At 71.9% G+C, this 12,189-nt stretch carries 11 protein-coding genes; 7 read left to right on the top strand and 4 right to left on the bottom strand.

The annotated features are described in order from the left end of the window. The first annotated feature begins 51 nt into the window (after positions 1–51). The gene (locus DEI96_RS11895; protein WP_111022316.1) at positions 52–990 is read left to right on the top strand and encodes a polysaccharide lyase domain-containing protein; all 939 of its coding nucleotides are present in this window, start codon (positions 52–54) and stop codon (positions 988–990) included. An 85-nt stretch (positions 991–1,075) separates the two neighbouring features. Here the strand turns inward: DEI96_RS11895 and DEI96_RS11890 are convergent, their stop codons facing one another. Then, complete coding sequence (locus DEI96_RS11890) at positions 1,076–2,860, bottom strand: acetyl/propionyl/methylcrotonyl-CoA carboxylase subunit alpha (protein ID WP_111022317.1); 1,785 nt, start codon at positions 2,858–2,860, stop codon at positions 1,076–1,078. Positions 2,861–2,955: 95 nt separating this feature from the next. Next, positions 2,956–3,750, bottom strand: coding sequence for a Maf family protein (locus DEI96_RS11885; RefSeq protein ID WP_111022318.1), 795 nt, complete (start codon positions 3,748–3,750; stop codon positions 2,956–2,958). A gap of 14 nt (positions 3,751–3,764) precedes the next feature. Between DEI96_RS11885 and DEI96_RS11880 the strand changes: the two genes are divergently transcribed. The 4 genes from DEI96_RS11880 (at position 3,765) to DEI96_RS11865 (ending at position 8,225) form a co-directional block, all read left to right on the top strand. Further along, positions 3,765–5,024, top strand: a complete 1,260-nt coding sequence (locus DEI96_RS11880) for a class I SAM-dependent RNA methyltransferase (protein ID WP_111022319.1) — start codon at positions 3,765–3,767, stop codon at positions 5,022–5,024. Between the two features lie 176 nt (positions 5,025–5,200). Continuing rightward, positions 5,201–5,920: a response regulator transcription factor gene (locus DEI96_RS11875; RefSeq protein WP_017888757.1), complete on the top strand. Its 720-nt coding sequence runs from the start codon at positions 5,201–5,203 to the stop codon at positions 5,918–5,920. A gap of 5 nt (positions 5,921–5,925) precedes the next feature. After that, positions 5,926–7,179 (top strand): sensor histidine kinase, encoded by a 1,254-nt coding sequence (locus DEI96_RS11870; RefSeq protein ID WP_111022320.1) that lies wholly within the window; start codon positions 5,926–5,928, stop codon positions 7,177–7,179. Next, positions 7,176–8,225, top strand: coding sequence for a DUF8320 family protein (locus DEI96_RS11865; protein WP_111022366.1), 1,050 nt, complete (start codon positions 7,176–7,178; stop codon positions 8,223–8,225). The genes DEI96_RS11870 and DEI96_RS11865 overlap by 4 nt, the downstream gene beginning before the upstream one ends. Before the next feature lie 648 nt (positions 8,226–8,873). On the opposite strand, the gene DEI96_RS11860 is transcribed toward DEI96_RS11865, so the two are convergent. Both DEI96_RS11860 and DEI96_RS11855 read right to left on the bottom strand, forming a co-directional pair. Beyond that, positions 8,874–9,128: an acyl-CoA carboxylase subunit epsilon gene (locus DEI96_RS11860; RefSeq protein ID WP_051596908.1), complete on the bottom strand. Its 255-nt coding sequence runs from the start codon at positions 9,126–9,128 to the stop codon at positions 8,874–8,876. Beyond that, positions 9,128–10,723: an acyl-CoA carboxylase subunit beta gene (locus DEI96_RS11855; protein ID WP_071406413.1), complete on the bottom strand. Its 1,596-nt coding sequence runs from the start codon at positions 10,721–10,723 to the stop codon at positions 9,128–9,130. The genes DEI96_RS11860 and DEI96_RS11855 overlap by 1 nt, the downstream gene beginning before the upstream one ends. A 74-nt stretch (positions 10,724–10,797) precedes the next feature. Between DEI96_RS11855 and DEI96_RS11850 the strand changes: the two genes are divergently transcribed. Further along, positions 10,798–11,598, top strand: a complete 801-nt coding sequence (locus tag DEI96_RS11850) for a biotin--[acetyl-CoA-carboxylase] ligase (protein WP_111022321.1) — start codon at positions 10,798–10,800, stop codon at positions 11,596–11,598. A 4-nt stretch (positions 11,599–11,602) separates the two neighbouring features. After that, positions 11,603–12,151: a PH domain-containing protein gene (locus DEI96_RS11845; protein WP_071244247.1), complete on the top strand. Its 549-nt coding sequence runs from the start codon at positions 11,603–11,605 to the stop codon at positions 12,149–12,151. The last annotated feature ends 38 nt before the right edge of the window (positions 12,152–12,189 follow it).

Raw genomic sequence — 12,189 nt, 5'->3', positions numbered from 1 at the left:
GCGACCGGGTCATCGTGCCGTGAGCGGCCGCCGGGACGCCACGCTGTCCCGATGGAACGCCTCACGCTCATGACGACTCCGGTGGACAGCGCAACGGCTCGCAGCATGCGGCGCAGAACGGAGCGGGGCGAGTTCCTCCGCATCGGCCACGGCGTTTCGACCCCCACCCAGGCGTTCCGGGATGCGTCGGAAGCGGCGCGTCACCGTGCCCGGATCGATGCCGTCCTCGCTGCCTCCCGTCCGGGGCTGATCGTGTCGCACGCGTCGGCCGTCGTCATGCACGAGCTGCCCTGGTTCGGGCCACTCCCGGATCGCGTGGCCCTCACCGACCCCACGCGCGACCGCGCGCAGCGCCTGCGTTTCAGCGACAAGGTGCCGGCACGTGGTCGAGACGTGGCAACCGTGCTCATCGACGGGGTCGAGACGACGGACCTGGTGACCACGGCCATCGACGTTGCGCTCCGATCCGACCGGGGCCATGCCCTGGTCGTCCTCGACGCGGTGCTCCGACGAGGGGTCGATCGTCACGACCTGCTGGCCGAACTCGAATCACGACCGACACGCCGCGGTGCCCAGCGGGTCCGAGCGCTCCTCGAGCTCGCGGATGGTCGGATCGAGTCCGCCGGAGAGAGCCTCGCGCTGTTGGTGATGCACGATCTCGGGTTGCCACGGCCGGAGCTGCAACACGAGTTCTCCGTCGACGGCCGATGCATCGCACGGGTCGACTTCTGGTTTCCGGAGCAGGGGGTGGTCGTGGAGTTCGACGGACTCGTCAAGTACCGGGCCGGCGAGGTTCGCGGCGCGCGGACGGCAGAAGAAGTGGTGATCGCGGAGAAGTTCCGAGAGGACGCGGTACGTGCAGTCCCGGGGGTCCGGGGTCTCGCGAGGCTCGTCTGGCGGGAAGTCCTTCCGGGAGGAGATGCTCCGTCCACGCTCCGGAGGTCCGGACTCCCGGTCCCACTGGCGAGCCGCACGACACCAATGTGGTGACGCACCGTGGAACGGACACAGCACCGTGTAGATGCACGGTGCTGTGTCCGGAACCTGGTTCCGGGGGAGAGCAAGAACCCCCGCGCTACGCGAGCTCGAGCAGCACGTGACCGGACGAGACCGTCTGGCCGACCGGGGCGTTCAGCCCGGTGACGACGCCGTCCTTGTGGGCCTGCACGGGCTGCTCCATCTTCATGGCCTCGAGCACGACGAGCAGGTCGCCCTTCACCACGGTGTCACCTTCGGCGACGGCGAGCTTCACCACGGTGGCCTGCATCGGCGACGCGACGGACGACCCGGACTTCGCCAGGCCCCCGCGGACGGCCGACGAGCGGCGCTTCGGGGGAGCGGTGGGGCCGGCCGGACGACGACCGGCGACACCGCCGGCAGCACCGCCACCGACGATCGACGGCATGGTGACCTCGATGCGCTTGCCCTGCACCTCGACCACGACGCTGTCGCGCGCAGCCGGGGCCGGCAGTTCCTCGGGGGAGCCGCTCCACGCCGGGATGTCGTTCACGAAGTCGCTCTCGATCCACTGCGTGTAGATGCTGAACGGCGAGGAGTCGTCCGTCGCGAACGCCGGGTCGGACACCACGGCACGGTGGAAGGGGAGCACGGTCGGCAGGCCGGTGACCTCGAACTCGGCGAGTGCACGACGCGAACGCTCCAGCGCCTCGGCACGGGTGGCGCCGGTGACGATCAGCTTCGCGAGCATCGAGTCGAACGAGCCGGACACGACGTCGCCGGAGACGACACCCGAGTCGACACGGACGCCGGGGCCGGACGGTGCGTTGAACGCGTGCACCGGGCCGGGCGCGGGGAAGAAGTTGCGACCCGGGTCCTCGCCGTTGATGCGGAACTCGAACGAGTGTCCCCGCGGCGTGGGGTCCGAGTAGTCGAGCACGCCACCCTCGGCGATGCGGAACTGCTCGCGCACCAGGTCGATGCCGGTGACCTCTTCGGAGACGCAGTGCTCGACCTGCAGGCGGGTGTTCACCTCGAGGAACGACACGGTGCCGTCGGCGCCGATGAGGAACTCGCAGGTGCCGGCGCCGACGTAGCCGACCTCGCGCAGGATCGCCTTGGACGACTCGTACAGCGCGGTCTGCTGCTCGGGCGTCAGGTAGGGCGCCGGGGCTTCCTCGACGAGCTTCTGGTGGCGACGCTGCAGCGAGCAGTCGCGGGTGGAGACCACGACGACGTTGCCGTGCTCGTCCGCCAGGCACTGGGTCTCGACGTGGCGCGGCTTGTCCAGGTACTTCTCGACGAAGCACTCGCCCCGACCGAACGCGGCGATGGCCTCACGGGTGGCGGACTCGAAGAGTTCCTCGACCGAGGCACGGTCGCGGACGACCTTCAGACCACGACCGCCACCGCCGAACGCCGCCTTGATCGCGACGGGCAGGCCGACCTGGTCGACGAAGTCGAAGACCTCGGAGACGTCCTGCACGGGTTCGATGGTGCCGGGGGCGAGCGGTGCGCCGACCTTCTCGGCGACGTGGCGCGCGGAGACCTTGTCGCCGAGGCGCTCGATCGACTCCGGCGACGGGCCGATCCAGACGAGCCCGGCGTCGATGACGGCGCGGGCGAAGTCGGCGTTCTCGGCGAGGAACCCGTAGCCCGGGTGCACGGCGTCCGCACCGGAGCGGCGGGCGACCGAGATGATCTTGTCGATGACGAGGTACGTGTCGGCGCTCGTGGTGCCGTTCAGCGCGTAGGCCTCGTCGGCGAGGCGGGCGTGCAGGGCATCGCGGTCCTGGTCGGCGTAGACCGCGACCGATGCCTTGCCCGCGTCGCGGGCCGCGCGGATGATGCGGACGGCGATCTCGCCGCGGTTCGCGATGAGGACCTTGCTGATACGGGGCATGACACAGCAGCGTATTCGTGCGGCGGGAGTGCGTTTTGACTGGCACCCACAAAGAACCACCCGGAACAGGTGTGGATGTCTACAGTGCGCCGCGTCTAATGAGCCCAGAGATCGTGCCAGGCGATGCCGAAGCCACGGAGGAGCATCGACCGCAGCACCGGCAGCGACATCCCGATCACGGCGGACGGTGCTCCGTCGATCCGCGTGATGTACGCGGCGGCCCGACCGTCGATGGTGAAGGCACCCGCCACCTCGAGCGGCTCGCCCGTCGCGACGTACGCGTCGATCTCGTCGATGGACACGTCGTCGGCGAAGGTCAGCACCGCGCTGTCGACCGCGACCACGCGGTCGCCGGCGGCGGCCAGCGCCGACCCGCCGGGCGCGACGGCACCCAGCTGCGGGACGCCGGCGGTGGACGTGATCAGGGACCGGACGGGAGGCACGGTGCGGGCCGGTGCCGCGCCTCCAGGCCGTCCCGTGGCCGGTTCCGGGTCCCGGTGCCGGTCGTCGCGCCGTCGATCGATCACGCAGTGTCCGCTCCACAGGGTCCCGCCGCCGGCGGCGAGCATCTGCCGCCAGCGCTCCCGGGCGACCGCGGGGTCGTGCGGCTTGCCGTACAGCTGTCCGTCGACCTCGAACGCGGAGTCCCCGCCGAAGACCACCCCGTCGACCGGTGACCCGGCGACCGCGGAGTCGGCGACCGCGGACGCCTTCGCGACGGCGAGGAGCGAGACGAGCTCCGGACCGGTCAGGTCGCGGCCGAGCGATGCCGCTGCTGCGGCGCCGACGGCGTCCTCGTCGACCCCGGGGGACACGAGCACGGGTTCGATCCCGGACTGGGCGAGGAGTGCTCGGCGGGCGGGGGATGTACTCGCGAGGTACAGACGCATGGGACCATCTCACCATGGGTGAATCCGTCGGCACGCTGCTCGAACTCGACGTCACCGGGATCGCCCACGGCGGCATCTCGGTGGCACGGCACGAAGGACGGGTGGTCTTCGTCTCGGACGCGATCCCCGGGGAGCGCGTCGTCGCCCGGGTGACCGAGGACCGCAAGAAGTCGTTCTGGCGCGCCGACACGGTCAGCGTCATCACGCCGAGCGAGCACCGCGTCGACCACGTCTGGCCCGAGGCCGCGCTCGAGCGTGACCCCGAGACGCGCCCGGGTGGTGCCGAGTTCGGGCACATCGCCCTCGCACACCAGCGCACGCTCAAGCACGACGTCCTCGTCGACTCGTTCGCGCGGTTCGCGCGGATGGACCTCGCCGAGGTGCTCGGCCACGACGTCGTCGTCGAGGCCGCGCCCGGTGACGACTCGGCGAACGGCCTCGGCTGGCGCACCCGCGTCCGGCTGCACGTCGACGAGCAGGGCACCGCCGGCCCCTTCGCCGCCCGCTCGCACTCCGTGATCCCCGTCGCCAGCCTGCCGCTCGCTACCGCCGTCGTGCAGCAGAGCGCCCCGCTCGGCCGTGGTGCGCTGCCGGGCTCGTCGGTCATCGACGTCCTCGCACCGAGCGGCTCCGAGGGCGCGCGGCTCGTCATCGACGACCAGAAGCCCACCGTGGTGACCGAGGTCGTGGGGGAGCGCACGTTCCAGGTCGACGACAACGGGTTCTGGCAGGTGCACCGCTCTGCGGCGACCGTGCTCACCGAGGCCGTGCAGGACCTGGTCGACCGCGACCGCCTCGACCCCGAGGGCACCCACCTGGACCTGTACGGCGGTGTCGGCCTGCTCGCCGCCGCCCTCGGCGACCTGGTCGGCCCGAAGGCGCGCATCACGAGCGTCGAGAGCGCCGCCCGTGCCACCGAGCACGCGCAGGAGAACCTGTCCGAGTGGCTCGGCGCCCGCGCCGAGACCGGCCGTGTGGACCGCTGGCTGACGAACACGGTGGCGAACGCCTCGCGTGCCGAGAAGGACCGCTTCCGCGCCGGCACGATCGTGCTCGACCCGCCCCGCGCCGGTGCCGGTCGTGACGTGGTCGTGCAGATCGCTGCGCTCCAGCCGGAGCAGGTCGTCTACGTGGCGTGCGACCCGGTGGCACTGGCCCGCGACGTCGCGACGTTCGCCGACCTCGGCTACCGGCTCGAAGCACTGCGGGCCTTCGACCTGTTCCCGCACACGCACCACCTGGAAGCCGTCGCGCGCCTGGTCCCCACGCGCTGAGGTCCGGGGGTCACTCGACCGCGGGTCCTTGCGTGTCGGGGTGTCCACCAATCGGCGGACCGGCCAGCGTGGCGCAGCGGAGAAGCCCCGCACCTGAGTCCGGGCTGGGTATCCTGGGTCGTTGATGGCACTCCGGTTTCAGGGGCCGGCGTCGCGCATCGGAACGAGAGGCCACTGTGGCAGCAGGAACGACAACCACCAGCACCGAGACGTCAGGGGCGGCCACCAGGCCGGTCCGGGTCGCGATCGTCGACGACCACGAGTCCGTCCGACTCGGGATCCAGGCGGCGTGCCAGAACGAGGGGTTCGAGGTGGTGCTCACCGCCGCCAGCGTCCCCGAGTACGTCCAGAACCTCGACGGGCGAGAGGTCGACGTCGTCGTCCTCGACCTGTCCCTCGGTGACGGTTCGACCGTGACCGAGAACGTCAAGGGCGTGCAGGGGACGGGATCGGCGGTGCTCGTGCACTCGATCGCGGACCGTGTCGCCAACGTGCGTGAGGCGCTCGCAGCAGGGGCTGCCGGCGTCATCCCGAAGTCCTCGGCCACCAAGACGGTGATGGCCGCGGTCGCCACCGTCGCACGCGGTGACGTGCTCAACAACCTCGAGTGGGCGAGCGCCATCGACGCCGACCGCGACTTCGCGAAGGCGCAGCTCGGCCGCCGCGAGCGCGAGATCCTGCACCTCTACGCCTCGGGACTCCCGCTCAAGCTCGCCGCCCAGCAGCTCGGCATCGGGTACTCGACGGCCCGTGAGTACCTCGACCGGATCCGTGTGAAGTACGTCGAGGTCGGCCGCCCGGCCCCGACGAAGGTCGACCTGCTGCGTCGAGCCGTCGAGGACGGGATCCTCCCCGGGCTCGACTCGGGCATCGACCCCGACGGCGACGGTCGCTGACACGGATGGCGACCGCGGCTGAGTCGGCGCGGCCGGTCGTCGAACCGGCGCCCTTCGGCGCCGATCCGGCGCGCAGCGTCCGCGCCTCGATCACGCAGGCGTCGGTGGAGCGCGCGTTCGCGATCCTCCTCGCGATGGCGGCGATCGGCCTCGGCGTCGTCGACGCGCCCGCGGTCCTGCAGCAGCTGCCGTACCTCGACCCGTTCTGGGGTCCGACGCTGATGCTCGCCCTCGCGGCGTCGTTCGTGTTCATCGGGGTCTCGGCCTTCGTGCAGCGGGTCGCGCAGCTCGCGCAGATCGTCTGCGCGCTGCTGTTCCTCGTCGTGCTCGTGACGTGGACGGCCACCGTGCAGGAGCCCATCCCGTCGGCGCAGCAGCCGTGGCCGTGGTGGTTCTGCACGGTCGGCTGCACGGCGGCGGCCATGGGCTTCGCCACGTGGCGCGCGACGGTCTACACCGCGCTCGTGCCGGCGGTGTACGTCGTCATCCGGCTCAGCCCGCTCGGCGGCGACGTCGGGGTCCTCGCCGTCCTGCTCGACGGCGTGTACACGGCGCTGCTCAGCGGTGCGGTGCTCGTCATCGCCGTGGTGCTGCGGCGTGCGGCCACGTCGGTCGACACGGCGCAGTCCACCGCGGTGCGGCGGTACTCGCTCGCCATCCGGGAACACGCGACCGAGGTCGAGCGGGTCCAGGTGGACGCCATCGTGCACGACAGCGTGCTCACGACGCTGCTCTCCGCCGCCCGTGCCGACACGCTCGAGGCCAAGACCCTCGCCGCGCGGATGGCCCGGAACGCGATCGACCACCTCGAGGCCGCCGCCACCGACGGTCCCGGTGACGTCGCACCGGTCGCCCTCGGGGAACTCCGGGCGCGCATCCGCGAGGGGGTCGGTGCGTTGCCCGCCCCGGTCCGCCTCGTCCCGACGCCGACCGGGTCGGTCCGCCTGCCCGCGTCGGTCGCCGACGCGCTGGCCTCGGCGGCGCTGCAGGCCGCGGTGAACAGCGTGCAGCACGCCGGCGACGCTGACGTCTCCCGCTGGGTCCGCATCGAGCAGCAGGGCCAGGGGGTGCTCGTCGAGGTCGGTGACGACGGCCGCGGGTTCGACGTCGCGGCCATCCCCGCCGAACGGCTCGGTGTCCGTCGCTCCATCGTGGAGCGGGTCGCGACCGTCGACGGCCGAGCCGAGGTGCACACCGCCCCGGGCGAGGGCACCCGCATCGTGCTGATGTGGTCTCCGGCCGCGAGGACGACCGCATGAAGGTCTCCCTGCCGGCGAGCATCGCCCTCGGACTCGCGTCGCTGTTCTCCCTCTACCACCTGGTCCTCGCCGCGGCCACGCTGCCGCGCGTCGACCAGGTCGCCCCGATCGTCGCCTGCATGGTCCTGTACGCCGCGGCCACCGGCCTCGCACTGTTCGTCCCCGGCAGGGTCCTGCCGGTCTGGACGGCCTGCTTCTCCCTCGCGACAGCCATCGTGATGCCGGTGATCGCCGCCCCCGTCCTCGTCGATGGTCGCGGTCCTGGCTCCGCCACCTGGTGGATCGCGGCCATCGGCACGCTCATGGTGGTGCTCGTCGTGCGCGGTCGGGGCCCCTTCGCGTGGGCCGGCGTGTTGTTCCTGACCGTGTACACCGTCGCCTGGGCCGGTCTCGGCTCGCTCGGTGGGCTCGGCGTGGTCGGCAGCGTTGCCTGGGTCGCGATCGCCACCGTCTTCGCCGCCGCGATGAGCCGTGCCATCCGGAACACCCGTGAGCTCGTCCTCGCCGAGCAGGAGACCGCCGACTGGCAGGCCGCGCAGGACGCCCACGTGTTCGAGCGGCAGTTCCGGCTGAGCCAGACCACCCGGATGGCCCTGCCGATGCTGCAGCGCATCATCGACTCCTGCGGCGACCTCGACGACGCCGACCGCGCCGAGTGCCTGCACCTCGAGCAGGCCATCCGCGACGAGATCCGCGGCCGGTCCCTGTTGTCCGACGACGTCCGCGACGAAGTGATGCGCCTGCGTCGCCGCGGCGCGACCGTCCAGCTGCACGACGACGGTGGGCTCGACGACCTGGACGCCCCGGACATCCGCCGCATCCACGCCCGTGTCGCCGAGGCGCTCCGGCAGGCCCGCGACGCCGACAACGTCATCGTGCGGACGGTCGGCGAGGGCTCCGACTCCGCGGTGACCGTCGTCGGACTCCGCCTCGACGGCGCGGCCAGCGAGTCCGCGGCGCTCGGAGCGGGGATGGACGACGACGACGGGGACGAGGACGACTCCGTCGCACTCTGGCTCGAGATCCCGCGGCACGAGCCCGCGTAGCGCGCGGCGCGCTCGGTACAGCGCGCGGCAGCGTGTGCGCGCGTGTTGCGACAGTGCGCCACGTGATCGACGCGTGGATCGTCGCGGACGTGGTGCGGACTGCGCTGCGGAGGCGCGTGGTGCGCCGGGCGTGCGGGCGGCGGTGGACGGCGATGGGGGACAGCCGGGAGGCCCGTGGCGGCCCCGCCACGGGCCTCCCGGCCGCCACGTGGGTGCGCCGGGCGGGCGCGCGCTCGGAAGCGACCATGTCGCTGTCGTACGACGTCGACGGTGTCGTTCCGCGTCGGCCTCGGTACCGCACCGACGCCCGCACGCACGCGCTGAACGCCCTGGAAACGGGGAACGGGCCGGTCGGATACCGACCGGCCCGTTCACGACCCGAGGCTGAGCGACAACCCGAATGTCGCCCTGCCTCGCAGCGGGCGGCGGCTTCGTACCCTAGTCGGCCACCGTCCTGCGATGTCTTTCGTTGAAGGACACCGAACACCAACTACTATGCCCACGCACGAGCCGCATGTCAGTCGTCATTATGGGGGACAATTCCGGCATTTCCGGTCCGTATCCGCTGAACGTGTCCCCCGAGTGAGGGGATACCGACCGGGAAGTACGCCCTGCAACCGTTCCGGTCGCCCGCGCACCAGGGGTACATCAGCGGAGCGATCGGCCCCAGGCGCCCGGTCCGTGGTCGAGCGGGCGTCGGAGTCCGCGGGCCGCGGCGTCCCACCCGGTGCGGGGCTCGACGACCACGGCGGCGCGTCCGGCGGCAGCGGCTTCGTCGGCCTGGCGCTGCAGGACGGCCACGACGGCGGCGAGTTCCTCGGGTGTGGGGTCGCCCGAGACCACCCGGACGTCCGCCACCGAGGCGGGTTCGTCCGAGGGCACGGCTGCTGCGTGGCGACCCATCAGAGGGGAATGTTCCCGTGCTTCTTCGGGGGCAGCGTGGCGCGCTTGCCCCGCAGCGACCGGAGGGCCTTGATGACCGACACCCGGGTGGCGTGCGGCTGGATGATGCCGTCGAGCTCACCGCGCTCGGCCGCCAGGTACGGCGACGCGACGTTGTACGTGTACTCGTTCGCGAGCTTCGTGCGGACCGCGGCGACGTCCTCGCCGGACTCCTCGGCGCGCTTGATCTCGGCGCGGTACAGGATGTTCACGGCGCCCTGACCGCCCATGACGGCGATCTCGGCGGTCGGCCACGCCAGGTTGATGTCGGCGCCGAGCTGCTTCGAGCCCATCACGATGTACGCGCCGCCGTAGGCCTTGCGGGTGATGACGGTGACGAGCGGGACGGTGGCCTCGGCGTAGGCGTACAGCAGCTTCGCGCCGCGGCGGATGACGCCGGTCCACTCCTGGTCGGTGCCGGGCAGGTAGCCGGGCACGTCCACCAGGGTCAGGATCGGGATGCCGAACGCGTCGCAGAACCGCACGAAGCGGGCGGCCTTCTCGCCGGCGTCGATGTTCAGCGTGCCGGCCATCGCCTGCGGCTGGTTCGCGATGATGCCGACCGTGCGGCCCTCGACCCGGCCGAAGCCGATCAGGATGTTCGGCGCGAAGAGCGGCTGGACCTCGAGGAACTCACCGTCGTCGACGATGTGCTCGATGATCGTGGTGACGTCGTACGGCTGGTTCGTCGAGTCCGGGATCACGAGGTCGAGCTCGTGGTCGGCGTCGGTGGTCTCGAGCTCCGGGGCGACGTCGTAGGCCGGCGGGTCGGACAGGTTGTTGTCCGGCAGGAACCCGATGAGCGAGCGCGCGTAGTCGAGCGCATCGGTCTCGTCCTCGGCCAGGTAGTGGGCCACGCCGGAGACCGCGTTGTGCGTCTGGGCGCCGCCGAGCTCCTCGAAGCCGACGTCCTCGCCCGTGACGGTCTTGATGACGTCGGGGCCGGTGACGAACATGTGGCTGGTCTTGTCGACCATGATGACGAAGTCGGTGAGTGCAGGGGAGTACACCGCACCGCCGGCCGCCGGACCCATCACGATGGAGAGCTGCGGGATGACACCGGAGGCCTGGGTGTTCAGGCGGAAGATCTCGCCGTACTTGCCGAGCGCGACGACGCCTTCCTGGATGCGGGCGCCGCCGGAGTCGAGGATGCCGATGATCGGCACACCCGTCTTCAGCGCGTGCTGCATGACCTTGATGATCTTCTCGCCGGCGACCTCGCCGAGCGACCCGCCGAAGACCGTGAAGTCCTGCGCGTAGACGGCGACGTTGCGGCCGTGGATCGTGCCGACCCCGGTGACGACCGCGTCACCGTAGGGGCGCTTGGCGTCCATGCCGAACGACGTGGTGCGGTGCCGCACGAACTCGTCGAACTCCACGAAGGAGTTCTCGTCGAGCAGCTGCTCGATGCGTTCGCGCGCGGTGCCCTTGCCCTTCGCGTGCTGCTTGGCGATGGCGGATTCGCCCGCGGCGGTCACGGCCTCGTGGTACCGGTCGCGGAGGTCGGCCAGTCGGCCGGCCGTCGTCGACAGATCGGGGGTGTCTCCTGAAGTCACCCGCTCACCCTACCGGCGGGTGCCACGCTGCCGGTTGGAGGACCCCCACGGTTCCTGCCCGTACATTTGCGTGCATGTCCACATCCCCGTCGCCGTCGTTCCCCGCCACCAGCGCGGCTGTCCGGTCGGCGGGCGCGACGATCACCGCCCCCGCCGAGACCGGGTCCACCAACGCGGACCTGCTCGCCGCCGCCCCCGAGCAGCAGCACGGCAGCGTCGTCGCGACCCTGCACCAGACCGCGGGTCGGGGCCGGCTCGACCGGACCTGGACCGCTCCGGCCGGTGAGACGCTCGCCGCCAGCGTGCTCGTCCGTGCGGACCTGGACGACCACGACCGCGGCTGGTTGCCGCTGGTCGCCGGGGCGGCGATGCGCGACGCGATCGCATCGGTGCTCCCGGCCGGCGCCGACGTCGTCGTGAAGTGGCCGAACGACGTGCAGGTCGCCGGGGACAAGGTGTGCGGGATCCTCTGCCAAGTCGCCGCCGACGGCGGCGTCGTGGTCGGGGCCGGCGTGAACCTGACGATTCCGGCGGACCGGCTGCCCACCCCGACGTCCACCTCGCTCCTGCTCGCCGGCGCGGTCGACGACGCACCCGCCCTGGCCGACGCGGTCTTGTCCGCCTTCCTGCGGTCCGTCCTGGAGGCGGTGGCCGGCCTGGTCACGGGGGGTCCCGCCGCCGAGACGGTCCGGTCCCACGTCCGCGCCGCGTGCGGCACGATCGGTCGCCGCATCCGCCTCGAACTGCCGGACGGCACCGTCGAGGAGGCCGACGCGACCGGCATCGACGACGCCGGTCGCATCACGATCCGGGACCAGGCGGGCGGCACCAGGGGAGTCGCGGTGGGGGACGTCACCCACCTGCGGTATGCATGACGGCATGACCGCCGAGCCCCCGCCCGAACGTGTCGTCGCACGCCTGCGACCACACGCCCGTCGGCTGGTGCGCCCGGCGGTGTTCGTCGTGCTCGTCACCGCGGCCGGGGGGTTCGGCTTCGGCGTGTTCCAGGCGCAGCTGGCTTGGTTGAACGCCGTCGTCGCGCTCGTCGTCGTGGTGCTCGTCGTGTTCGGCGGCGCCGTCCCGCTGTTCCGCTGGATGTCGGAGCGGTACGTCGTCACCACGCGTCGCCTGGTCGTGGTCAACGGACTCGGCACCCGGACCCGACGGGAGCTCCTCCATTCCCGCGGCTACGACGTGACCGTGCGGCGCCGCGGGCTGCAGGGGTTGTTCCGCTCCGGTGACGTGCTCGTGTTCCCCGGGGACGACCCCGCGGTGGTCCTCGCCGACGTGCCGCACGCCGACCTCGTCGTCGCCGTCCTGCACGACCTGGTGGAGGCCTACGAGGCCAGACGCCGGCACCGTGAGCCGGACTGGGACGAGATCGTCGGCGGTCCGGACCGTCCGCCGTGGGGCGACGTGCGGGCCTGACCCGGCCGCTGCGAGCGTCGCCGCGGGCGCCGTGATGA

Origin of the sequence: Curtobacterium sp. MCLR17_031 (genome assembly GCF_003234775.2) — a bacterium.
GTDB classification, from domain to species: Bacteria; Actinomycetota; Actinomycetes; order Actinomycetales; family Microbacteriaceae; genus Curtobacterium; species Curtobacterium flaccumfaciens.
Note: the sequence above shows the minus strand (reverse complement) of the source record. Positions and strands in the feature narration are given on the sequence as shown.